Below are 23,763 nucleotides of genomic sequence, written 5' to 3'. Positions count from 1 at the left end.
AAATGTGCTGTTTTTCACGTTTGTTTTGCTATAACGCTGTAGTTTCATTATATTATACCATAAGGAATAGGTGATTATGAGCTTAATTGAATATGCGAGTCACGTGTTCTTTTTTCCGTCATTGCTAGTAGGGAGCGTTTACCTCGCGACACTTGTCGTTCTGGGCGAAAAAAAGAAAATGAAAGAGGTCCTTTTTTGGGGCGTCGTTTTTTCGTTATGTCCGTATATGATTTTATCGGACTTCATTTACCATGGCGTGATGAGTGTGCTTTTTCATGTGTTTGGGGCTGTTCCGCTGTTGGTGGATGTAATTGTTGATTACACAAGCCGTGTGTTGTTGATTCCTGTTGCGGTAATTGTTTGTTATAAGCGTCTTTCGGTTCATTGGTCGCTGTCGCTTTTTATGATGACTTCTTTTGTGGGAATTGGCTATTTAGGTATGGTAGTCGGGAAAACCCAACTTATGGCATTTATTGTAGATGCTGTGGCCATTATTCTTTGGTGGGTATTTGTTTGGTACGAGATATTACGTGTCCGCGACGCTCGAGCTTTTGTGCGTTTTGACTTTATCGGCTTTGTTACGGCGTTCAGCATGTTCGTGAACCTTGCTATGTATGTTTGCGTGCGCATGATCGAAGTGACGCCTGAGTTCTTGAATTATTTGGTGTTCGTAGCTAGCCTTTTCTGGCTTACGCTTACGATTGCTGTAAAGTTGATTTTCAGAGCAATCCGTTTGACGCAACAGGCCGAAATTGCTCGTAACCGAGATGAGCTGACGGGACTTCCAAACCCGTTGCTGTTTTCGAATTATGTCCAGGAACTTCTTTCTAAAGATACGCAGAGCCGTTTTGCGTTTGTCGTTTTTGATGTGGATAACTTCAAGGCGTTTAACGAAAGGTATGGTTTTAGCGAGGGCGATGCTGCACTCAAGGTCTTAGCTTCAACACTCCGGAAACTTTTTGGCGAACGTTATGTAACTCGTGTTTCGTGTGACATGTTCCGTGTGATTGGCGATGTTGCCGGGATGAATTTTAAAGTAAAAGAAATACACGATAAAATACACGCTTTTTCGAAGCAAGGTGCATTGGAAGTCAAGGCTGGCGTTTATGCGCAGCGCGAACCGAACGAGAATATCGAAAGATGCTTTATGAGAGCTCGCCTTGCCGAAACTTCTATCAAGGGCCGTTATGACGAGTATGTTGCTGTTTACGTTGACGAAATGAGTTCTCGTGAACGTTTGAAAATGTACTTGATTACGCATATTGACGAGGCAATCGAAAACGAACATATCAAGGTGTTCTTTCAGCCTGTTATCGATGTCAAGACGAATAAACTATGTGGATTCGAAGCACTGGCCCGTTGGATGGACCCTGTCCATGGTATGATTTCGCCTTTGGATTTTATTGGGGTGCTTGAAGAAGCCCATTTGATTCATAAGCTTGATGTATTTGTTCTAAAAAAAGTTTGTGAAGGGTATCGCAATGAGGTGAATTTAGGGCATAAATGTGTGCCGGTTTCGTTCAATCTTTCGCGCTTGGATTTTAAGCTGAGCGAAATCTATAAAGAAGTCAAGCGCTTTACGGATATGTACAACGTTCCGCACGAAATGCTTCATATCGAAATCACGGAATCCGTGTTGGAAGATGATGATGGCGGCTATATCAAGGAACAGATAAAGCGATTCCAGGATGAAAAATTTGAAGTCTGGATGGATGACTTTGGTTCGGGATATTCGTCGTTGAATATGCTGAAGGATTATGATTTTGACTTTATCAAGATTGATATGGTCTTTTTGAGAAACTTTACCGAAAAGTCCAAAGTAGTTATCCAGTCGATGGTCGAAATGGCTAAACGCCTGCATTTGGGAACACTTGCTGAAGGTGTTGAAACGCAGGAACATTTGGAATTTCTAAAGGCAATCGGTTGTGACCGCGTACAAGGTTATTACTTCTCGAAACCGCTCCCGTATGACGAGGTGATGAAGGTGCTCGAAGAGAAGGGAATAAGCGCGTAAAACGACTTGTAGAATTTATTGAGGGTATGAAAAAAGCCGCAGCGGAATGCTGCGACTTTTTTAATTGCGTTTGGCAATGGCGATCCCGGAACGGAGTCCGGGATGACATGCGATTAAGCCTGGTGAGCCTTGAACCAGCGGATGAGACCGTTGGTGGAGCTGTCATGGTTGAGTTCAGCATCAGCCTTGGCAAGTTCCGGGAGGATCTTCTTGGCGAGCTGCTTACCGAGTTCAACACCCCACTGGTCGTAGCTGTTGATGTTCCAGATAACGCCCTGCGTGAAGATCTTGTGTTCGTACATGGCGATGAGGGCGCCGAGCGTTTCCGGAGAAACGTAGTCCATCATGATGGAGTTGGTCGGCTTGTTGCCTTCGAATACCTTGTGCGGAGCGAGGAATGCGATTTCTTCTTCGGACTTACCATCCTTGCGGAGTTCTTCCTGAGCCTGAGCGAGCGTCTTACCGTTCATCAAGGCTTCCGGCTGTGCAAAGAAGTTGGAGAGGAGCTTCTGGTGATGGTCGCCAATCTTGTTGTGGCTGTTGGCCGGGGCGATGAAGTCGCACGGAATCATCTTGGTGCCCTGGTGGATGAGCTGGTAGAAGGCGTGCTGGCCGTTCGTACCCGGTTCGCCCCAGAGGATCGGACCCGTCTGGTAGTTCACGCGCTTAGAATCGCGATCGACGGTCTTGCCGTTAGATTCCATGTCTGCCTGCTGGAAGTAGGCAGCGAGGCGGTGGAGGTACTGGTCGTACGGGAGCATGGCGTAGCTAGAAGCGCCAAAGAAGTTGTTGTACCAAACGCCGATGAGAGCGAGGATAACCGGGAGGTTCTTGTCGGCCGGAGCGGTCTTGAAATGCTGATCCATTTCGTAAGCGCCCTGGTGGAGCTTCATGTAGTTGTCGAAACCGATGCGGAGAGCAATGGAAAGACCGATTGCAGACCAGAGAGAGTAACGACCGCCAACCCAGTTCCAGAATTCGAACATGTTAGCAGTGTCGATACCGAAAGCGGAAACGGCTTCGGTGTTGGTGGAAAGAGCGACGAAGTGCTTGGCAATGGACTTTTCGTCGCCATTGAAAGCCTTGAGAACTGCAGCCTTTGCAGTTTCGGCGTTCGTCATGGTTTCAAGAGTGGTGAATGTCTTGGAAGCAACGATGAAGAGCGTTTCTTCGATGTTCACCTTCTTGAGGGTTTCGGCCATGTGGGTGCCGTCGATGTTAGAAACAAAGTAGACTTCCGGAGAGTATTCGCCAGCAGCCGGCTTTTCAGCATACGGCTTGAGAGCTTCGGTGACCATCACCGGACCGAGGTCGGAACCGCCGATACCGATGTTCACAACGTACTTGATGGACTTGCCGGTGTGGCCCTTCCACTTGCCCGTGCGGACGAGCTTGGTGAATTCTTCCATGTGCTTGAGCACACGGCGAACTTCGGGCATCACATCCTTGCCATCGACGCAGATCGGATCGTTGCCCTTGTAGCGGAGAGCGGTGTGGAGCACAGCGCGCTTTTCGGTGGTGTTAATCTTTTCGCCAGCAAAATACTTGGCGCGCATGTCTTCGAAACCTGCGGACTTCAGGAGGTCCTGGAGCTTTGCCATGGTTTCGTCGGTGATGATGTTCTTGGAGTAGTCGAGGAAAAGTCCGCAAGCTTCGACGCTGAACTTGTCAGCGCGAGTCGGGTCCTTTGCGAAGAGTTCCTTCATCTGCCAAGTCTTGGCGACTTCGGCATGGGCCTCGAGGGCCTTCCATTCCTTAGAATCAGTCAATTTAGACATAGATTATCCTTTCCGCACACGCGGGTTTTTGTTACGAGGGAAAATATAGAAATTAGAATGTGGTCTTTAGTCATTAGTTCTTGGTCATTAGATGTATAATCATGTTGTTGTCTTGGGTAAAAACCAACGACTAATGACCATTGACCAATAACTAGTAACTACTCAAGATTGTATATTAAACTTATAGCCGTGGGTGTTTTGCGGCGAAGGAGAAATATATGTCTAGAGTAAAAGAAGCTTTGGTGTTGGCAATTGCAATTCTCGGTCTTGGTGCTTTCCTCTATTGCGCCATGATGCACACGAAAGATAGGGACCGTGTTGTTTCTGTCCGAGGCCTTTCCGAACGCGAAGTTAAAGCGGATTTTGTGATTTGGCCTATCGTGTACAAGGAAGTCGGGAATGACCTCTCTGTAATCTATGATGCAGTGCAGGCGAAAAATGCAACGCTTGGAAAGTTCCTGCGCGACAATGGCGTTGTGGATTCCGAAATCAGCTGGTCTGCTCCGGAAATCGAAGATGTGCAAGGCGAACGTTATGGCGACAACAAGCGCCCGTTCCGCTACATTGCGACTGTCGTGACGACGGTTGCATCGAAGAATGTGGACCGCGTCCGTGATATCATGGGCAAACAGGGCGACTTGCTGAAGCAAGGTATTGCGTTCAGTGGTGATGATTACCGCTACCGCAAACTTTACAGTTTCAATGGCCTGAACGAAATTAAGCCCGCGATGATTGATGAAGCAAACAAGAATGCCCGTGCTGCCGGTGAAAAGTTTGCAGCGGATTCCGATAGCAAACTCGGAAAAATCAAGACTGCATCGCAGGGGCAGTTCTCCATTAGTGACCGCGATGAAAATACGCCGTACATCAAGAATGTCCGCGTTGTTACCAATGTTCAGTATTTCTTAGAGGACTAATTATGGATACTTCAGTTCTCGATAAGGCTATTGTTTTTGCGGTCAAGGCTCATGCTGGCACGGAACGTCGCGGAAAAGGTTTCCCTTACATTGTCCACCCGATGGAAGCTGTCGAAATTGTCGCTACGATGACAACCGATCAGGAACTTTTGGCGGCGGCTATTTTGCACGATACCGTTGAAGATACGTCTGTTACGTTGGATGATATCCGTCGAGAATTTGGAGACCGTGTGGCTAAACTCGTGGAAGAAGAATCTGACGTGTTCATGGAAGGCGTGAACGAGTCGGATTCTTGGCATGCCCGCAAGCAGGCTGCAATTGACAGGCTTTCGCGTGCAAGTCGCGATGCAAAAATGGTGGCGCTTGGAGACAAGTTAAGCAATGCTCGAATTATCTATCGCGATTTTGTACAAAAAGGCGATGAACTTTGGAATATTTTCCATGTGACCGATATAAAAGAGCATGAGTGGCATTATCGTGGCTTGGCTGCGGCCCTGAAAGAACTTGAAGGAACTTTTGCTTATTCGGAATTTTCGGATTTAATTGAAAAAATATTTGGTGGTAGAAAATAATGGGCGAAGATTCTGTAGAAAAATATGGGTTGAATCCTGCTGAAACGATGATTCTTGAGGATTATCGCGAAAAAAAGCCAATTTATGAGCGGTTGAAAGATTTTGTTTGTGATTTGCTCAAGAAAAAAGTGGCAGAGAATAACATTTATGTGACTGCCGTTGAAGCGCGAATCAAGGCAGAAGCGAGCCTTGCCGAAAAACTTGAACGTAAAAATGGCAAGTATAAGTCTCTGGCGGATTTGACGGACATTTTGGGTGCCCGCGTGATTGCGTTCTACAATGACGATGTGGACAAAATTGCGGCACTTGTTGAAAGTTTGTTCGAAATTGACTGGAAAAACAGCGTTGATAAACGTAAAATGCACGAACTCGATAGCTTTGGATATAATTCGTTGCATTTTATATGTACCATCCCGAAATCTCTGTACGAAGATCCGGAATGCCCTGAAATAAATGAAATTCACTTTGAAATTCAATTGCGCACGGCTTTGCAGCATGTGTGGGCGGTGCTGGATCACGATACGGGCTACAAGTCGGGTTTTGAAATTCCTCGGGAATACTTGCGCAACTTGAATCGCCTTGCGGGAATGTTGGAATTGATTGATGAACAGTTTAGCAAAATCCGTACGGATCTCAATAATTACAGGTTCCATGTGCAATCGCTGGTGCGTTCGGGGCGCTTTGATGAGGTTGCGCTGAATGGCGACTCGTTTACGAATTATTTGAAGTTGCGACCGTTTGATAAGTTGAACCAACGCATTGCGGCAATCAACCAGGCCGAAATTCATGAATCCTCGCTTATGCCATTCCTCAAGGCGTTAAAATTTTTGCGATTCAAGACGCTTGGCGATGTTGACCGGCTAATCAAGGAAAACACCGACGATGCCTATAATTTGGCGGCTTTCCAACTTGCGAGCACGGATTTGGACATTATTGATTCTTCGTTGGGCGTGATTAGTTTGCTTGCTGTGTTCATACTGAAAAAAGGTGGTGGCGTGGCGGGCATCCGGACTGTTTTGGATGATCTTTACGGTGAATCGGCGAGTCACGAAAAGTGGGCGAAACGACTATACGATAAGGCGTTGAAACTCTCGTTCATGAACCAGTAAAATGTATCTTTGGCTTATGAAACAGCCGATTCGAAATATTGCAATTCTCGCCCACGTTGATGCGGGCAAGACGACTCTTTCTGAGAGAATCCTTTTTGCGGCAGGCGAAATTCACCGCCCGGGGCGCGTAGAAGATGGCTTGGCCACGATGGACTACATGCCCGAAGAAAAGGAACGCGGCATCACGATTGAAAGTGGCGTGGCACATTTCGAATGGAAAAATACATGGTTTAATTTTATTGATACGCCGGGGCATGTTGACTTTGGAGCCGAAGTCGATATGGCGCTTACGGCTGTGGAAGGCGCTGTGCTTGTGGTGAGTGCCGCAAGTGGTGTCGAAACGCAGACGGTTGCCTCGTTCCGCAAGTTGCGAGAATCGCGTGTACGTACGATTTTATTTGTAAATAAACTCGATAATCCCGATTATTCGCTGGACGAAACGCTCATCAACATTGAAGAAACGCTTGGTGTGCGCCCGGTGCTCATGTCTGTGCCACAGTTTAAAAATGGCAAAATGCATGCCGTGCTCGATGTGTTGAGCCAAAGCCGTTTGGTGCATTCGGAATCGGGTGCAGAAGTTCTCGATGACGGTTGGGAATCGGATGCGGGTTCTGCGGAAGAGCGTGCGCTTTTGAAAAAGTATTATGCCGAAGCGGTGGAATTTGCAAGCAATTTTGACGATGAAATTTTGTCGCTTGCGCTTGAAAATAAGCCGGTGCCGCCCAAGATGCTTTTGCGCGGGCTTAAAGCGCTTGCTGCAAGCGATGAATATGTGATTTGCTATGCGGGTTCTGCGCTGGAAGGTTTTGGCGTTCGTAGCATCGTGACGGCGCTCTCGTTCTTTTTGCCGGAAGTTCCGACGTTTGGAGAAAATGAGCTTGGGCAAGTTGTGCGTTTGAGGCATTTCCGTGGGATTGGCGAGATTTCGCTGTTCCGCAGCCATGTGGATTTGTTGCGCCGTGATTGGCCGGCGGGTTTTGAGTTTTCGAGGCTCAAGGCGAATATGCTTTTGCCGGTGGATGAAATCCGTTCGGGCGATATTTATGCGATGCGCAGCCCGTTTGAGACGGAACTTGGGCAAGTGATTTATTTAGACGGTCGTGGAATGCGCGATGAAAGTTCGATGGGAGATGCCGCGGGAACGTCATTGCGAGCCGAAGGCGAAGCAATCTATGAAGCTGCAGGAGATGCCGCGGAAAATGCCGCCGGAACTGCCGCGCCGTCTATCAGCGAAAATTATTTGCCGTTGTTGCAGACGCGTGTGGAATGTGTACGCACGGAAGATTATGCCCACGTGGAACGCAGCCTCTCTGTGCTGGCGCGAATGGATCCGAGTTTCCGCGTGCAAAAGGACGATGGAGGTTTCTGGTACTTGCATACGGTGGGCGAGGTGCAACTCGATGTGCTGCTAGCCCGCTTAAAACGTGAATTTGGTTGCGAAGTGAGAGCCGGTAGCCCCGAAGTGCGTTGGCAAGAACGCTTGTGCCGTGAAGTGGGACCTGCAGAAAATACGTTCCAGATTGGGCCGCATAAAATGTCCATTAGCATTTCGGCATCCCCTCTAGAAGGCGATGCTCACGATATTCGCTTGTCTGCGGAGTTCATGGAAAGTGCCCCGCGTGAAATTTTGGCGGGTGTGCGTTCGGCACTCCTGGAATCGACCGAAGTCGGCGTGCTCGGCAAGGGCCCGCTTGTAGGCGTACGTTTTGAAGTCCATCGCTTTGAATGGACGGAAGGGGCGCTCCCGCCGATGATCAAGAAGTGCTGCGTCGATGCAGTCGCTAAACTTGTGAAGCCTGCGGATGTGCAGTTGTACGAACCGGTGATGGAACTTTCGCTGGAATGTCCCGTGAATTTTGCTGGTCTTGTGACGGGCGATATCCAGGCTCGCGAAGGCAAGGTGAAGGAAATCGAAGGCGATGGCAAAACGCACTTTTTGAAAGCTGACGTGCCACTGCGAAAGATTTTCGGTTATGCTACGGGTGTCCGCAGTATAAGCAAAGGGACGGCGCTTTACAGCATGAAGCTGCTCGGCTACCGTCCTGCTTCTGTTTAATATTTTACAGTTTTAAATTTGAATGGAACGCTCGCTTTGGCGAGACGCGTTATTTACTGATTCCAATGCGTATGGCGCGTTCACCTTGCACGTGTAATACGTAAACGCCATTGCTAAGCGAGCTCAAGTCTACAGATTCATTTGCGGATACTCTACCCGACATTGCTGGGCGGCCGCGAAGGTCCATCACGGTGTATTTTAGGTTGTTGCCGCGAGTAACGATGAAGCTCAAATTGCCCTTTTGCATCTGGATTCCCGATGCGCGAGATGCGATAGTGTGCTTGCCGATAGATGTTGTCGAATTTGAGGAAGCGAGTTTAAACAAAAAATCAAAAACTTTTGTTTGTACTGTTTTTTCGTATTCGAGTTCGTCGTATACTTCGTGGGTTGAAGTGTTTGCGAAAAATGTTTCGTGCTCAATATTCTTGGCTTTCAAGATGGAGTCGATGACGTAGCTTCCGTAAAGTGTAGGGGTTTCGACAACAAAGTCGATTGCCTCTACAAGTGGTGCGTATTCCTCAGGTGCCATTCTCTTTAACATTCTTGCAGCGCCATCGAGTGGATGCCCGACTTTAAAGGGAACAGTTTTGTCTTCGGTTCCATGAATAAGAAGGACGGGAACCTCGCTGCTGCCGATGATGCTGGGGTCATGTGTTGCTCCCCACAAGAAAACACCGCCATTTGCATGGAAACCAACGCCTTGTTCGCCGTAGAGATTCAGTGGGCCGAGATCTGGTGCATCGCCGTAGTTAATGTAACTTGGGAATTCACTTTCGTTGTTTGTATAAATGTTTTCGATGGAAAGAATTGCTCCAGAGCTGTTACCGATAAGGTAAATTTGGTTCGTGTCGATTCCGTATTTGTCTGCGTTTTTGCGCATGTAGCGCACTGCGGCGTTGATATCTTGTACTCCGCGATACACTGATCGTCCGAAATCAGCGCTGTCAATGCTGAGAGAGTTGCCTTCGCCTCTAAGCGATACGCCTGTGCGGTATCCCATGGATGCTGTCACGAATCCACGTGCTGCAAGAGAATCGCAATAGGTGATTGAAAGCTGGCTGAAATCGTTTTTGGAACCTTTAATCATGGCTCCACCGTGAGCAACGATAACTGCTGCGCGTTTTTTTTCTGTGTCGCCCTTTGGTGTGTAGATGTCCATTTTCATGGAACTGAGTGTTACTTCGCTTTCGCTTGTATAAAAGAAGATGCTGTCTCCAAAGGAAAAGGTTAATTTTGCGATATCATGCAGTGAACTTAGTTTTGGAACTTTTTCTGCATAAGTGACATCTACTTCTTTGGAAACCTCGAATAAGCGGTCCTTATAGCGAGTTTCTGCTGCGTTTGTGGTAATGGCTAAAAGTGTGACTGTTGCGAGAACGGTCCAAAAAACTTTTTGGCCGAAAATGTGCGTGTTCATGCGCCCCTCCAGATTGAAATTTTAGGAAAATATATACAAATTTTAAAATATATTTAGAGTATGAGCGAAAAAATCCCCAATCCAAATACAATTTATCCGATTGCAGGCTATGAAAAGGAAATCTATGTCAAGCCTACGGTTAAAAATCCGAATATTATCGTCGGAGATTTTACGTACATCGCGGATTCGGAATTCGAAAGTCATGTGACGCACCACTATGACTTTATTGGTGATAAACTTATTATTGGCAAATTCTGTCAGATTGCGGCTGGTGTGGAATTTGTAATGAATGGCGCGAATCACCAGATGAATGCTGTTTCGACTTTCCCGTTCTACACGCTCGAAGGCTGGAATATGAAATCGCCTGCAAAAAGCGATTTGCCGTTCAAGGGCGATACCGTCATCGGGAACGATGTGTGGATCGGGCAGAACGCGGTGGTTTTGCCGGGCGTGCATATTGGCGATGGTGCTATTATCGGTGCGAATAGCGTTGTCGGAAGCAACGTGGAACCGTACACGGTTGTGGTCGGGAATCCGGCGGAGACAATCCGCTACCGCTTTGACGAAGAACTGACTTCGCTCTTGCTGAAGTTCAAATGGTGGGACAAATCCATCGAAGAAATCAATACGCTGATTCCGGTGCTTACGAATAGCGATTTGGAGACCGTGAAGCGGGAGTTGAAGGGGATGCTAGAAGGAATGTAACTGGACCTTCGCATTCGTTCAGGATGATTGCGCGCGGTACCCTTCGGCGAGCTCAGGGTACTTGATGTTATCTGCTAGCGACCTGTAAAACAATAAGCCCTCAATATTAATTGAGGGCGTTTGTAATTGTTTTTTTGACAGTTATCGGCTAGCAGCGCGAGCGCGGCGGCGGAAGTGCTCGATGAGCGGGGCGACTGTTTCCTTGAAGTCGTCGTGCGTCTCGATGCGAACAAAGTCAATCGACATGCGCTGGAATAGTTCCTTGGTGGCTTTGCCTTGACGTTTGGCTTCGCGGGCGAATGCTTCGCGGAAGGCGGCGTCACCGGTGTCGATGAGGAGTGTTTCGCCGGTTTCTGGGTCTTCGAGTTCTACGAGGCCTGCAGGCGGGAGTTCCATTTCACGCGGGTCAACGACGGACACGGCGAGAACGTCGTGGCGCTTGCGCAACACGCGGAATGCATTTTCAAAACCTTCGTCCAAGAAGTCGCTCATCACAACGACGACTGCCTTGCGGTTTAGAATCTTGCCGGCATATTCGAGGGCGACTTGCGTGTTGGTGCCGTGGTGCTGCGGCTTGAAGTAGAGAATTTCGCGGATGAGGCGCAACACGTGTTTGCGGCCTTTCTCGGGCGGGATGAACAGTTCGACTTGGTCGGTGTAAATGAGGAGGCCTACCTTGTCGTTGTTCTTGATGGCGGCGAATGCGAGGAGAGCCGTGAGCGTTGCCATGACTTCACCTTTCATTTGCTTGCCAGAACCAAATTCGGAGCTGCTTGAAGCATCGACCATGAGGAGCATGGTCATTTCGCGTTCTTCGATGAACTTTTTGACGTAAGGCGTGCCGGTTCGGGCGGTCACGTTCCAGTCAATCGTGCGCACATCATCGCCGGGCATGTATTCGCGAACTTCGCTGAATTCCATACCGTTCCCTTTGAAGGAACTGTGGTAAGCTCCGGTCATCACGGTGTCGAGCGTGCCGCGCACAGAAAGTTCAATGCGGCTAACGGTCTTTAAAACTTCTTTATCAAGCAATTCTTTATCGGCCATCGTAATTCTTCTTTTTTTTCGCTAAAGAATATACAAATATCGCACGGGAAAGACCATAAATGCGTTTCTATGTAATGGAGAATGGTGATGCCGGAACGGTGTCCGGCATGACATTGCGTTTTTGTCATCCTGAACGATAGTGAAGGATCCAGTGATTTTTAGAATTCCGCTTTGGCGAGAAGGCTTAGGTTGCGGCCTTTTTCGGGCATCACGGACTTGAGGCGAGAAAGGTGGTTGCGCACGTCGGCATCGAACAAGTTTTCGCCACGGAGGATGATGCTGTAGTGGGCGAGTGCGAGCGACCAGTGGAATTCGAGGGAGGCTCCGAAGGTTATGTAGCCGGGAGTGCGTTCTTCGTAGCGGTCGGTACGGTTTTGCGCGAGTGCAAATTCGGCGTTGAGCCCCGCGCGAACGTGTGTCCAAAGGTAAGCAATTTCGCCGTGGAATTTGAATGGCGGAATTTGCGGCATGTCGCTCCAGTTTTCGTTCTGGTAAAATCCGCAAACGTAGCTTGCACCTGCTTGGGCGTAGAAACCCTGCTCTGCCGAAGTCTCAATGGATGCGTTTGCACCCATGAGTAGCGCGTCGTCGCCGCTGACTTGATAAATCGGCAAAAGTTGGGACCAGTTGGTGTCTCCAGTGGCGCGTGGCGCCAAGTGATTCAGGAACCAGGTGATGTGTGTTGAGGCTCGCCAGTTGATGTGCTCGCCGTAATCTCGAAATTCGAGTTCTGCTCCGTAACCGCTTTCATCATCGAGCTTGTGATAGCCGCGTTCGTAAGTGTAGGCGGCGAGATGCGGACCTTGGTTGTAGAGTTCTTCGATGGACGGGGCGCGTGTGGTGCGGAAAATATCAAGTGTCAGGAATTTCCCGGGAGCAACGATTTGTGAAAATTCGGCAGCGAATGCCCATAACGCAAAATTGCGGTCTTCGATGGCGTCTTTGTCTGCAACGATGCTTTCGCGTGGTCTGAAAAATGCTCCTCCAAGTCGTGCGGACAATGTAATTTCTAAACCATCCCATCCGTTCAAACTTGCGATGGAAAATAGCGATGCGGCGTAAGAATTGGTGGGAGGCGTAAAGACATAACCGCCCATTTCGACAGAGCGGCTGTCGAGTTCTGTACCGAGGCGAATACCGAAAAATGGACCGCTATTGGCGATGAATTTTTCAATGCGCAAGTTTGCTTGATTGACGGCGAATTCTGCGCCAACGTATTTCTTGGTTTCGTATTCCGTGTGGTGGTACTGATTGAATCGGAATGTGACGCTCAAGGTGTCGCTGGACTTTTGGGCGGGGAGGTAAAGCCCGAGCAAAGTCAAGTCGCGCTTGAAAAGGTCGATATCAACGCCGTTGGGGTGCCCGCCGATGAATCCGCCGGGAATTCCGTAGTTGGAATTGAACGAGCGGAAGGATACTCCGAATTTGAAGCGTTCGAGGCTGTAGGCGGCGCCGATGGCGATGCTCCTGTTTTCGATATCCGTGTTTTTGAGCGTGCCATTGGGCGTTTGCATGTCGCCCATGTTACGTGCAGAAACTTCGCCTTTGAACGATAGTCCGTGGATGTTGCCGTTCACGCCTACGACGGTGGCGAATCCCGGTTGCCCTGTTTCGGTGTAACCGGTGACGTAGCCGTGAAGTTGCGAGTTGCTTGAATCGCTAGATAAAGAATCGTGGACGGTCGCGATTTCGAAGGGTATATCTTGGTGGTTGACGTGTATGACGCCGCCTGCGGTAGCGAAAGATTCACTCAAAATTCTAGGGCCGCGGACGATGTTTAGCTTGTGTGCGGTCAAGACTTCAGAAGCGACGGCGTGATCGGGCGAGGTGGCACTCATGTCTCCGCAAAAGGAACCGTCTTCGGTAATGGCGACGTGACTGCCTGAAAGTCCTTTGATAACAGGGCGTGCGGCTGCAGGACCCATGGAGCGGATGGCAATATCGGGCTCGTTTTTGATTGTTTCTGCGATGGTTGTGGAAATTTTGCGATCGAGTTTTTCGGCTTGCAGTTCTTCGTCTTTGCGCAAACCGTCTAAAATAGTTTCGGTGGATTGTTCGGCAACAATTGTCGAATTGCCTAAATCCTGTACAAATTCTTGGGCGAATGAAAAATGAAGGAAGCCTCCGCAAAGGAGGCTCCCCATTACAGCCCTAATAAGGGTGTTATTCATCATCGTCATCGTCCTGGAATGGACAATCTTCTGCCTTCAAGGCTTTGTCAACAATGACGCGGATTTCCGGCGTGCGGGCGTCGGCATGGTCGTGATGCTTGACTTTGAGCGTCAACGTTGTTTCGCCTTCCTTGACGCCTTTCAGGTGGAAGCCCCAGCTGCCACATGCTTCGATGTCGAGGATGGATTCATCGCCAATGCTCCAGCCGAGTGTGTGCTCGTCGTCTTTGGGTGCGGAAACTTCTTTTTTTTCATCGTCGAGGAACTTGACGGTCAAATGTTCGCTAAGGCAGTTTGCATTGACGCGGAGCGTTTCGAGGCTCTTGTCTTCTTTGCCCTGGTAAACGCTGTAGGCGAGTTTCCAGTCGGGCCAGTAGAGGTTCCAACCTTCGGCTTCGAAGTGTTCGTGCTGATCGGTGGAGGTGGAGTTGCTGTCGCCGCAAGCGGCGAACACAAGAGCGAAAATGGCGAGAGCCAAGAAATGGAATTTTTTCATTATAAATCCTTTGTTTTTTGCACAAGTGTGCGAAGAATGACAACGCTTCTAAACGCTTAGGGAGGTGTACCTAAGCGCCTAGAAGGTTGCAAATGTTGTTGATAGGGGTTAACAACATTTTTTTTGTACAAGTTTATGGAATTGATTGGATTCTGATCCAGTTAAGTCTTGATGGCGGGAGGGCCGCGAGGGTTATAACGATGAACAAAAGTTTGCGGATTTCGCGAGGCGTACTGCACTTGTAGAATAAATAGCAGAATCCAAAATACGACCGCGACAGGCGTGAAATCATCTAGATTGTATCCGTCGTGAATCAACGCGCAAACGGGGCAATCGTCGTGCTCCTCGAAATCATCATGATGGTGCTGCGCAACTGCCAAAAGGCATGCTGCAATCAGCACGATGATGAACTTGTGCATGTATGATAGACGAAACATTCTTATCTAAAAAGTTTTGCGTTCTTGATAATCGGGAACCCGATTCCATCTTCTTCTTTTTCGTATTCGAAAATGCCGACGATTATGATGGTGCTTCCTTCGCTTGGATATTCACTAGGATACTTTCGAGGCTTTGCTGTTTCGAAGGCGAGCCCTTGTGAACAGCAGGCGAGTGCGTCCTTTATGATGCAACCGAAAAAGCGTCGCCCGGTTTCTTCGTCTTGATAGCTGGAGAAAGCTCCCTTCATTTTGATGGTTTTGCCGACGAATTTTTGGGGCTCGGTTACCATCTGATAAACCATGGAATAGACCATGGTGGCGCTCATGCGAGAAAGGTCTATGTCAACGCGGTTGGCGGAAACTTTATCGGTTGCATTTGCGCTTGTGATTGAAAATAAGCAAAGCGTTACAATGACTGCAATTCTAAATATTTTATATAAATTACTTTTTCTCATGCGATACCCCAATTACGCTTTTCTGTTGCGAATAGCGCTTGTGATGTAACAAACGAAAAATGCGACAATGTCCATCGCGACAATCGTTGAACCCACGGGAGTTCCGGCCAAAATGGCGACGAGAATTCCGGTGAGAGAACAAACGACCGAAATAATAGCTGCGGCAATGGTCACTGTGAAAAAACTCTTGAAAACGCGCATGGCAGAAAGCGCCGGGAATACGACGAGTGCGGAGACTAAAAGTGCGCCGACGAGGTTCATCGCAAGGACGATGATGACTGCGATAATAATGGCGATGAGTAAATTGAATAAATTAACGTTCACGCCTGTGGCTCGCGCGAAATTTTCGTCAAAGGTGATGGCGAAAATCTTGTGGTAAAAAAGCACGAACGTTACGAGGACAACAATCGAGAGGGCTACGCAAAGATAAACGTCTGTCGGCTTGAGCGTAAGTATGGACATCGAGCCGAAAAGCGTTGTACAAACATCGCCTGCGACATTTGCAGAAGCGGAGAAAATGTTCATGAGCAAGTAGCCGATGGCGAGTGCTCCTGCGGAAACCATTGCAATGGCGGCGTCTCCCTTGATTCTTGCGTCTTTTCCACCGCAAAGGAGCAGTACCGCAACCGCGACAGTTATTGGCAAAATAATGAACATGTTATTTGTGACTTTGAGAATGGACGCAATGGCGAGTGCTCCGAATGCCACATGCGAAAGTCCATCGCCAATGTAAGAATAATGCTTGAGAACAAGCGTTACTCCCAAGAGCGATGAACAAAGCGATATAAGCGTACCGACAATAATCGCGTATCGCACGAACGGGAAGTCGAGATAGAATAATAGAGTGTCGAGCATTTGAAATAGAAAGTGGAATTTTTTAATGTCATTCCGGCCTTGAACCGATAGAATCCAATGGAAAAAATGACTGGATTCTTCGAAGCGGTTCGCTTCTCAGAATGACGAGATGCATTGAGTGACCGTACAGATTAATTGTTGAACATGGTGTTAAAATCCAATACTCGCGTGGCGTACTTTGTGGCTGCTTCGACATCATGCGTGACCATCACGATTGTCATTTTCTTTTGCTCGTGAAGTTCCTTGATGATGTTGTACATGTTTTGCGAAGATTCAGGATCAAGACCGGTAACGGGCTCGTCTAACAGCAACATGCGTTCGGCGGCGCAGAGCGCCCTCGCCAAAAGCACGCGCTGCTTTTGGCCACCCGAAAGCTCGCGGAAACACGCTTTCCGCAAGTTTTCGGTTCGGGTGAGCGCCAAACATTCGTTGGCGCGCTCCCGGAGGGCACGACCGTAAAACGGGAGCAGCAAACTTTTACCCTGAAATGCCGAAAGCACAATCTCTTCGACGGAAGCAGGAAAATCCTTTTGCGTAACCGTAATTTGCGGCAAGTAACCAATTTGCTTTCGCTGTAAATTGTCGCGAAGTTCGATTTTCCCAGCTTTGGGGCGCAACACGCCGGCAAGCCCGCGCAAAAAAGTCGTCTTTCCGCAACCGTTCCTGCCAATGATGCAAAGGTAATCGCCTATGTTGATTTCGTAATTGAAACTATTGACGATGTTCTTGTTACCGTAACCGAGCGTAATTTGGTTGCATTTAATAAGAGGTTTATTGTTGCTCATTCAGCTTGTCATGCCCGATTTAGCCGGACATCTCCATTTTACTTAAACAATTACTTAATTGCTTGTTTCAGAACTTCAAGATTCGATTCCATAATCGATAAATAGCTGAACCCTTCGGCGATTTGCTGTTCCGTTACCGATTGCATCGAATTGATGGTAAGAACTTGCGCTGCCTTTGAGCTTTTGCTTGCTTCGAGAATGGCGCGTGCGATTTTCTGGTTCCCTTTTTCGATGGTGAAAATGGCCGGCAGCGATAGAGAATCCATCTTCCCCGCAAGGAACGCAATTGTCTCAAAGCTCGCTTCACTTTCGGCGGAACAGCCCACAAACGCAGCATAATACTTAAGGCCATAATCGTCCACCAAATAACGAAAAGGAAAACGATCGCCAAAAAGAACTGTCTTGCGGGCGGCACTATCAATGGTTGTGCGGTATTCTGCATCGAGCGATTGAATTTTTGCGATGTAGTCTTTTGCGTTTTCGGTGTAGAGCTTTGCGTGTGCGGAGTCTTTCTTTGCAAGTTCTGTTGCAATCTTTTGTACCAAAATTTCGGCGTTCTTCAGCGAGAGCCAAACGTGTTCATCGTTTTCGACTTCTTCTTCATGGTCGTGATGATGGTGGTGCTCTTCGGCATGCTCGTCGTGATGTTCATGATGCTCGTGCTCTTCGTGTTCCGCCTGCATCCCTTCGACAACTTCTTCCGCCTTGACGCGGTCGCCGAGAGCTTCAAGCAAATTAATTTCGGAACGGCCTTTTTTCGGGGATGCTTCGAGCGCATCCTTGATCCATTCATCCGATTCTCCACCCACGTAAACAACCATGTCAGCACTTGCAATCTTTGCAATATCCTGTGCCGTGGGCTTGTAGCTATGCAAATCAACACCGTTCTTCATCAAAAGCGTGAGATTTACAGAGTCTGCGCGTGAACCGAGAATTTCTTTAGTCCATGCGTATTCCGGATAAATTGTTGTGACGATAGAGAGCTTGCTTTGTTCCGGTTTCTTTTCGACATTGTTGCAAGCGACGAGGGAACTGAGCGTTGCTGCAAAAAGTGCGAATGCCAAACCACAAAATGAAATCTTTTTCATTTTTAATCCTTTTAAAATTGAATTTAAGGCTTTGAGCCGTGATTTTATTTGAATATTTTTGCGTAAGCGCAGACGCTTATTGACGATAATTAGTCTAATTCAGTAAAAGGATTTTTTGCGAAACGAGCGTAATCGGCCGCAGAACAATGACCGCGAACCGCACCAGTTTAAAAAGAAAACAACGGCAAATGAGCTCTATCGGGGCTTCGACGAGTTCAAAGCAAAATTCCGAAATAAGGTTGAGACAGTGGTGTATATGGTGACAAGTATGGCAGTGCTCGCCATGGCAATGATGGTCTATGTGGTGCTCTGTGTAGAGCAACGCCAATGTGACCATTAACTTGTCTAGTATGTGAAACACGTTATCTCTCTGAATAAATTTGAATTGAGAATGATTCTCAAATTAAAAGATAGTAAAAACCATGTTCTTTGGCAATCAAAAAAGGGCTCCCAGCAGATGTTGGGAACCCTTTTGTTGTTCTAAGGAGGAGTTGTATGAAAAAGGAGCTTATGAAATTTTTTAGGCGTTAGCCCGATTGCCGGTTAGGCAATCGTGATTTTGCGGGCTGCGGCCTGAGCTTTCTTGGTAAGGTCAAATTTCAAGATACCGTTTTCCAAGGAGACCTTGATGTTGTCTGTATTAATATCGTCTGCCAAGCGGAAGCTGCGTTCGTAAGTGAACTTTTCGTCCTTGCGGGCGCGAGTGGCCTTGACAGTCAAAATATTCTTTTCTACTTGGATGTCCATATCTTCTTTCTTGACGCCCGGCAGCTCAACTTCGAGAGCAAAGCCGTTTTCGGTTTCGTAGTAGTCAGCCTTCGGCGTGTAAGTGCATTCGCCCTGTGCGTTTGCTGCGTTCAAGCTGTCAATGAAATTCTGGATACCATAGAAAGCGTTCGGAAGAATCTGTGTGTTCATCATAATTTTAACCTCTTTTTGTTGCGGGCTCGGCGTTTACCGTTGGCCCTTTTGTTTTACACCCTACCTTAAGCGAAAGCCGTGCCAACTTTTTCGTTTTTGCGGGTTGCGCGGAAAAATTTTTTTGTGTGGTATCGATGATTGCTCCAAAAATGCCCCGGAAATGTCGAAATTTGATGAAAAAACGAGATTTTTGCGGATAAAAGTGGCCAGGGATGCGCAGAAATGTGAGCGGAAAAGGCTAAAAAATGCGGTTGGAACGTCGCGGACGATGCGGGTATTTCAGAAATTAACGGCCTGTGTTTCGCGCGTGAAACATCCGGTGGATCAATTTGAAATGGGGAGTGTTTACCCCTCTTCCATCGCTTTGCGTAGGTCTTCTTCCGAAGGCAGAACCTTGCGAACATCTTCAGCTGATTTATAAGTGGCTACCCCCATTGGATTATCGTAACCTTGTATGAGAAACTCCACAAATGTTTTATCCGCTTCCTTGCAAAGTACAATGCCAATATTCGGATTTTCGAACGGCTTCTTGACTTCGCTATCGAGAATGCGCAGGTAAGCACTTAGTTGTCCGAGATAAGCCGGCTTGAAAGCCCCTTGCTTCAATTCGACTGCAACAAGAGCCGTCAATTCCCGGTTGTAGAAAAGCAAATCAGGATATTCGTCATGCCCGAACTTTTCTAGATGGTACTGATTACCGACAAATGCGAAGTCACGTCCGAAGGTCATGATGAAGTTTTTAACATTGTTGACAATAGCTTTTTCGACAACTCGCTCGTCAATATCCGCCTTGTCGCGAACGCCCAATTCCTCGACATTGATAAAATCGAGCAGATATTCGTCCTTGAACATTCCGATAGCCTGCAAAGCATTCTTTGAACTGTTCATCGTGTTTGTAAAGTTATTAGGCAATTTTCCTTGATGGTGGAAAAGATCCGATTTGAGCATATCGCGGAGCTTGTTTTTGTCCCAATGATTGACGAATGTCTGGTGGATGTAGAAGAGGCGTTCTTGCAGGTCTTTTGATTTGGTAATTATTTCTATATGATGAGTAAAACTAATTGACAGAAATTTGTTCATCATATCGGCAGCCATCGGCTGCCGATTTTGTGCCAGGAGTAAGGTATAGTCAATGCCTTCCAAATCGGTTAACGAAGTGGAAAAATTGCATTTTTGATCAAATTTCGACAAATCGCCCGCCGTGGGCGGTCGAATTATAAAGCCCCATTCTTCATAAAATTGGCGCATTTTCTTAATGCTTGTGCCAGAAAAACCCCTCAATCCAGGCAATTCCTTTTGCAATTGTTCGCTGATGCGTTCAATAGCACCAGTTCCCCATACTCCTTTCCTAGAATGTTCCGAAACATATCGGCCTATTCCGAAGTAAAGCGACAATTGTTCCCTATTCACAACCTTCGCCGCCCTATATTGGCTTTGAAGGATGGCGTTTTTTATCGTATTGACGGCTTGGCGAACATCTACGGGTGATTTTTCAGTCATTTTGATATCCTTTTTTGTGAAATGTGGTGCAAACAACACGCAAAAAATGCGCGTTGTTAGTTGTCGCAGATTTTGCGACAACTGGTTGCTTTTGTGTGGGGGATTTCCAGCGCGTTGCGCTGAAAATGGGATGCTCTTGCGGTACTGTTGGCGGGGGTTTTCCCCGGCGTTACTTGGCGCCCGTTTGGCGGACGCTCTCGAGTAGGTCGTGTTCCTACCAGCTATCCAACAGCATCAACAAGAAGGTTGATGGGCCTCACCGCGAATGCACGTACGGACCAAGAGGTCTATGTCGACTGTCGCGAGGATTATCGAATTACGATAACAATATAAATAAACGCTTTGACGGAATCAAGGGGCTGCAATGACGGCAAAATTTTCTTTTAGGCTAGTCTAATTCTGCACCAGCTTGGTGCATTTTTTTTGAATTCTGCAACAGGTCGTTGCAGAATTTCGTGCTTGTTTGAAGGTTTTATAGAAAATTTAGGCAACAAAGCGACCCCTTGACGGGGCTTGTTTGATGGATGTAGTTTCATGTATTGTCAGTTAAATGAACAATCAAGGAGTTATTATGGGCACACATGCTGTTATTGCACGTCGAGTTTCACCTGATGTAATTCAGTTCGGCAGTGTTATCAATGACGGTTATTTAGAATATGCCGGCTTTGTTTTGCAAAAGTACTACGATACACCGGAAAAAGTGGAAAAATTGTTTTCTCTTGGCCAATTGGAAGTCCTTGGTGCACCTGGTACAGAACATAATTCCGCTATAATGGATCGTAATACAAGAACTTTTTGCACAAGGGTTTGGCGTGACTATTGTCCGCATGAAATATGCCGAAGTGAAAAAGATATTAATCCGAAAGTGATGTTTACCGACTACTGCTATTTATTTGACTCTGATAATCACTGGTATTACATAAAGCCTGATTTGCTAAAGCAGAAAATACCATTGGCCTATGCGCTTGCGCGTATGAATTATTTTAGGGATAATCCTGAATCGCGCCCTGACATACTCGGAAAAGATGATACAGACTTATGTGTTCGTTATGAGATGGAGATGGCTTATTTGAAAGAAGTCTTATATGAATATCCGAAAGAAGATCTTGATTTTAAAGAAATGCTTGATTCTAGTGGACTTGATTTAGAGAATGTTTTGACTACGTTGAGTAAAAAAGATTTTCCGCTCGATATTTTTTATAAAAAAAATGGTGGCCTGATAGATTATTTTGACAGATGGTGTGTATTTAATGTTTCGAAGTCGAATTTGCCTCCCGTAAAAGTGTATTTAAAGAAGGCCTCTGAAAAGCATGAAGAAACGATTCTGTGGGATGTTCCGATAGAGCCGTTAAATTAATCAAGATTAAAAATTCTCTAACGGGTTGTTGCTGTTTTCGCATTTTCGTTTTATCGGCAGCCAACTGCTACCGATTTATGATTGTTACAAATTAAGTCCACTGATGGCTGAATTGGTGATTTGAAAATCAATATGCAAAAAGGAGATTGTATTTGATGTTCAACGCTTTACTCGCTTGGCTGAAAGATGAGAAAGTATTTCTGAAAGTTCAAAGCGGGACTGGCGACAACCTGCTCGAAGAAGACATTCGGGAAGGGTTCACCGACTATTGCCTATGGTCCACGTTCCGGCCGGAAAGCATCGACACCGACGGCGTGCTTGACATGGAATGCCTGGACAGCGGCATGGCCCTGTTCAGGGAAAACTGCACCCCCGGAGAGGCGCTGGAATCGAGCTACCGGCAAGCCTTCGGCACCGACTTCGACAAGGACGACATCGCGGTACTGATGGAAGAATGACGCCGCCTTTTTACTTGGTGGGGGAAGCCTCCCCCTGCCTGCAGCCCCGGCTAAGGCCCCTGAGCCTGCCGAAGGGCCGGGTCTTCCGGACACCCCCTCTGCGGGGACACCCCGCAACGCCCCGCTTGACCGCAGACAGCCATTAGAGTATTTTAAATAAAGTCAAACATTCTCCGGAGACCCGCCAAATGCAAGGTAAACCGTCACACTACTTCGTCATCCGCTCGCCATACGCCCAGCTGGTGCTTACCGGCGTAAAGACATTTGAATGGCGGACAAACGCAAAAATGTTTGCGAACAAGCGCCTCGCTGTCGCAGTCTCCAAATCCCGCGCGCATGAAGACGACCTGCAAAACGACATCGCCAAGTGGGAAAAACTGTGGAGCAAATTCCTGAAGAAAGCAACCGCAAAAGACCGCGAAACCGCGCTCGCAAAACTCAAGAAAAACTGCGCCAAGGCCGAAAAGCTGTTCGGCAAGACAAACGGATGCGGCATGATAATCGGCGAAATTCTGACGGGGGATGTTGCCACTTACAATGGTTTCTTGGGCGTGTCCGTACTGAAATTCAAACTCTGGCCGGAATCCGAGTGGATAGAATCTCCGGGCGGCCTCGGCGTACGACACATGTCAGAAATGACGTGAAGCGTAATGTGGACCACACTGGGGTAAATCTGCGGCGACCATACAAAAGAATCCCGAGACAACTTATTTCAACAACTTGTTTTCCCCAATCGATTCCAGCACAGTCATCTGAGAAATGGCTATCTGGTTCAGCTTTTGCAGGCGTTCGGGTTGCGGCAGCCCCTCCTTAATCAATACGGAATTCAGCGATTCCATATTCGAAAGGCAAATCAGCTGGTTCACCGTCGCATAGTCGCGGACATTCCCCTGCAAGTCGGCATGGGCATCGCGCCATTCCTTCGCGGTAAAGCCAAACAGGGCGACATTCAAAACGTCTGCCTCGCTTGCATAAACCATGCTCATCTGCTGCTTCGAAAGCGTCGCGGGAATCAAGTTTTGCTTGATTGCGTCCGTATGGATATGGTAGTTGATTTTTGACAGTTCTCGCCGCACGGACCAGCCCAATTGAGCCTGTTCTGCAGCCTTGAGACGCTGGTATTCGTGAATGAGAAGTAGGTGAAATCGTGGGCTAATCCACATTCCGAAATGATAGGCGATATCCCTATGGGCGAATGTTCCTCCATATCGGCCTGTTTTTGCCACTATGCCAAGGGCATTAGTGGAAAGTATCCATTGTTTTGTCGAAAGGACGAAATTGTTGCTTCCTGCCATATTTTTAATTGTACCGAATTCGGTATAATTAAAATCTGGATTGTAGAGGGACTCCCACTCACCTAAATATTCGATTGTACTTTTGGTGCTAAGCCATTTGAAAATAATGTGTTCCTGCATTTGGCTACGAGCCATATCTGTTAGCGAGATGTAATCCTCGTTCCCGATTCTCTGCACCGAAATCTCGGCGTCCATTACCTTTATCTTCATTTTTCACTCCTTCGCTGCGGACAAGCGTAAAACCGCAACTCTTTTTGAAATTTTGAGCACTAGAACATTTGTTCACTAAATATACATCCTTGCACGGGCCCTGTCAAGAGATTTCTCGAA

Annotated in this window: 22 protein-coding genes; 9 read left to right on the top strand and 13 right to left on the bottom strand. The window is 47.4% G+C overall.

All coding sequences use genetic code 11. The annotated features are described in order from the left end of the window. Positions 1 to 76 precede the first annotated feature (76 nt). Entirely contained in the window at positions 77 to 2,014 is a 1,938-nt protein-coding gene (locus BUQ91_RS10850; RefSeq protein WP_254842333.1) for a putative bifunctional diguanylate cyclase/phosphodiesterase, read from the top strand. Between the two features lie 113 nt (positions 2,015 to 2,127). On the opposite strand, the gene pgi is transcribed toward BUQ91_RS10850, so the two are convergent. Beyond that, positions 2,128 to 3,792, bottom strand: coding sequence for a glucose-6-phosphate isomerase (gene pgi, locus BUQ91_RS10845; RefSeq protein ID WP_072829849.1), 1,665 nt, complete (start codon positions 3,790 to 3,792; stop codon positions 2,128 to 2,130). A gap of 218 nt (positions 3,793 to 4,010) precedes the next feature. On the opposite strand from pgi, the gene BUQ91_RS10840 reads away from it, so the two are divergent. The 4 genes from BUQ91_RS10840 to BUQ91_RS10825 are packed head-to-tail and all read left to right on the top strand — an operon-like array spanning position 4,011 to position 8,446. Next, positions 4,011 to 4,709, top strand: coding sequence for an SIMPL domain-containing protein (locus BUQ91_RS10840; RefSeq protein WP_072829847.1), 699 nt, complete (start codon positions 4,011 to 4,013; stop codon positions 4,707 to 4,709). A 2-nt stretch (positions 4,710 to 4,711) separates the two neighbouring features. Continuing rightward, positions 4,712 to 5,281 (top strand): HD domain-containing protein, encoded by a 570-nt coding sequence (locus BUQ91_RS10835; RefSeq protein ID WP_074209288.1) that lies wholly within the window; start codon positions 4,712 to 4,714, stop codon positions 5,279 to 5,281. Then, the gene (locus BUQ91_RS10830; RefSeq protein WP_074209287.1) at positions 5,281 to 6,390 is read left to right on the top strand and encodes a GTP pyrophosphokinase; all 1,110 of its coding nucleotides are present in this window, start codon (positions 5,281 to 5,283) and stop codon (positions 6,388 to 6,390) included. The genes BUQ91_RS10835 and BUQ91_RS10830 overlap by 1 nt, the downstream gene beginning before the upstream one ends. Position 6,391: 1 nt before the next feature. Continuing rightward, the gene (locus tag BUQ91_RS10825; RefSeq protein WP_254842332.1) at positions 6,392 to 8,446 is read left to right on the top strand and encodes an elongation factor G; all 2,055 of its coding nucleotides are present in this window, start codon (positions 6,392 to 6,394) and stop codon (positions 8,444 to 8,446) included. 49 nt (positions 8,447 to 8,495) lie between these two features. Here BUQ91_RS10825 and BUQ91_RS10820 read toward each other — a convergent pair whose 3' ends face one another. Next, on the bottom strand, positions 8,496 to 9,863 hold the full coding sequence (locus BUQ91_RS10820) for a carboxylesterase family protein (RefSeq protein ID WP_072829841.1): 1,368 nt from the start codon (positions 9,861 to 9,863) through the stop codon (positions 8,496 to 8,498). Positions 9,864 to 9,923: 60 nt separating this feature from the next. Between BUQ91_RS10820 and BUQ91_RS10815 the strand changes: the two genes are divergently transcribed. After that, entirely contained in the window at positions 9,924 to 10,568 is a 645-nt protein-coding gene (locus BUQ91_RS10815; RefSeq protein WP_074209286.1) for a CatB-related O-acetyltransferase, read from the top strand. A 141-nt stretch (positions 10,569 to 10,709) separates the two neighbouring features. Here BUQ91_RS10815 and BUQ91_RS10810 read toward each other — a convergent pair whose 3' ends face one another. From BUQ91_RS10810 to BUQ91_RS10760, 10 genes are all read right to left on the bottom strand, one after another. Continuing rightward, positions 10,710 to 11,615 (bottom strand): DUF58 domain-containing protein, encoded by a 906-nt coding sequence (locus BUQ91_RS10810; protein ID WP_074209285.1) that lies wholly within the window; start codon positions 11,613 to 11,615, stop codon positions 10,710 to 10,712. Between the two features lie 158 nt (positions 11,616 to 11,773). Further along, positions 11,774 to 13,789, bottom strand: a complete 2,016-nt coding sequence (locus BUQ91_RS10805; RefSeq protein WP_074209476.1) for a TonB-dependent receptor — start codon at positions 13,787 to 13,789, stop codon at positions 11,774 to 11,776. Continuing rightward, a complete protein-coding gene (locus BUQ91_RS10800; protein WP_074209284.1) occupies positions 13,779 to 14,282 on the bottom strand; it encodes a hypothetical protein in 504 nt (167 codons plus the stop codon). Before BUQ91_RS10800 ends, BUQ91_RS10805 begins: the two co-directional genes overlap by 11 nt. Before the next feature lie 161 nt (positions 14,283 to 14,443). Next, complete coding sequence (locus BUQ91_RS10795) at positions 14,444 to 14,719, bottom strand: hypothetical protein (protein WP_074209283.1); 276 nt, start codon at positions 14,717 to 14,719, stop codon at positions 14,444 to 14,446. Positions 14,720 to 14,721: 2 nt separating this feature from the next. Beyond that, entirely contained in the window at positions 14,722 to 15,174 is a 453-nt protein-coding gene (locus BUQ91_RS10790; protein WP_074209282.1) for a hypothetical protein, read from the bottom strand. A 12-nt stretch (positions 15,175 to 15,186) separates the two neighbouring features. Then, a complete protein-coding gene (locus tag BUQ91_RS10785) occupies positions 15,187 to 16,029 on the bottom strand; it encodes a metal ABC transporter permease (protein WP_074209281.1) in 843 nt (280 codons plus the stop codon). Positions 16,030 to 16,160: 131 nt separating this feature from the next. Then, positions 16,161 to 16,814 (bottom strand): metal ABC transporter ATP-binding protein, encoded by a 654-nt coding sequence (locus BUQ91_RS10780; protein WP_074209280.1) that lies wholly within the window; start codon positions 16,812 to 16,814, stop codon positions 16,161 to 16,163. Between the two features lie 50 nt (positions 16,815 to 16,864). Next, entirely contained in the window at positions 16,865 to 17,902 is a 1,038-nt protein-coding gene (locus BUQ91_RS10775; protein ID WP_074209279.1) for a metal ABC transporter substrate-binding protein, read from the bottom strand. A gap of 543 nt (positions 17,903 to 18,445) precedes the next feature. Next, the gene (locus BUQ91_RS10765) at positions 18,446 to 18,823 is read right to left on the bottom strand and encodes an Hsp20/alpha crystallin family protein (RefSeq protein ID WP_074209277.1); all 378 of its coding nucleotides are present in this window, start codon (positions 18,821 to 18,823) and stop codon (positions 18,446 to 18,448) included. Positions 18,824 to 19,168: 345 nt separating this feature from the next. Then, positions 19,169 to 20,323 (bottom strand): PDDEXK nuclease domain-containing protein, encoded by a 1,155-nt coding sequence (locus BUQ91_RS10760; RefSeq protein ID WP_074209276.1) that lies wholly within the window; start codon positions 20,321 to 20,323, stop codon positions 19,169 to 19,171. A gap of 571 nt (positions 20,324 to 20,894) precedes the next feature. Between BUQ91_RS10760 and BUQ91_RS10755 the strand changes: the two genes are divergently transcribed. The 3 genes from BUQ91_RS10755 (at position 20,895) to BUQ91_RS10745 (ending at position 22,782) form a co-directional block, all read left to right on the top strand. After that, positions 20,895 to 21,680, top strand: coding sequence for a hypothetical protein (locus BUQ91_RS10755; protein WP_074209275.1), 786 nt, complete (start codon positions 20,895 to 20,897; stop codon positions 21,678 to 21,680). A 155-nt stretch (positions 21,681 to 21,835) separates the two neighbouring features. After that, the gene (locus tag BUQ91_RS10750) at positions 21,836 to 22,138 is read left to right on the top strand and encodes a hypothetical protein (protein WP_074209274.1); all 303 of its coding nucleotides are present in this window, start codon (positions 21,836 to 21,838) and stop codon (positions 22,136 to 22,138) included. A 188-nt stretch (positions 22,139 to 22,326) separates the two neighbouring features. Then, positions 22,327 to 22,782 carry a hypothetical protein gene (locus BUQ91_RS10745; protein ID WP_074209273.1) on the top strand — a complete coding sequence of 152 codons (456 nt, stop codon included), beginning with the start codon at positions 22,327 to 22,329 and terminating at the stop codon, positions 22,780 to 22,782. 63 nt (positions 22,783 to 22,845) lie between these two features. Here BUQ91_RS10745 and BUQ91_RS10740 read toward each other — a convergent pair whose 3' ends face one another. After that, the gene (locus tag BUQ91_RS10740; RefSeq protein WP_074209272.1) at positions 22,846 to 23,643 is read right to left on the bottom strand and encodes a KilA-N domain-containing protein; all 798 of its coding nucleotides are present in this window, start codon (positions 23,641 to 23,643) and stop codon (positions 22,846 to 22,848) included. Positions 23,644 to 23,763 lie beyond the last annotated feature (120 nt).

This window comes from Fibrobacter sp. UWB11 (genome assembly GCF_900143015.1).
Lineage (GTDB): Bacteria > Fibrobacterota > Fibrobacteria > Fibrobacterales > Fibrobacteraceae > Fibrobacter.
This window is presented reverse-complemented; position numbering and strand designations above follow the sequence as displayed.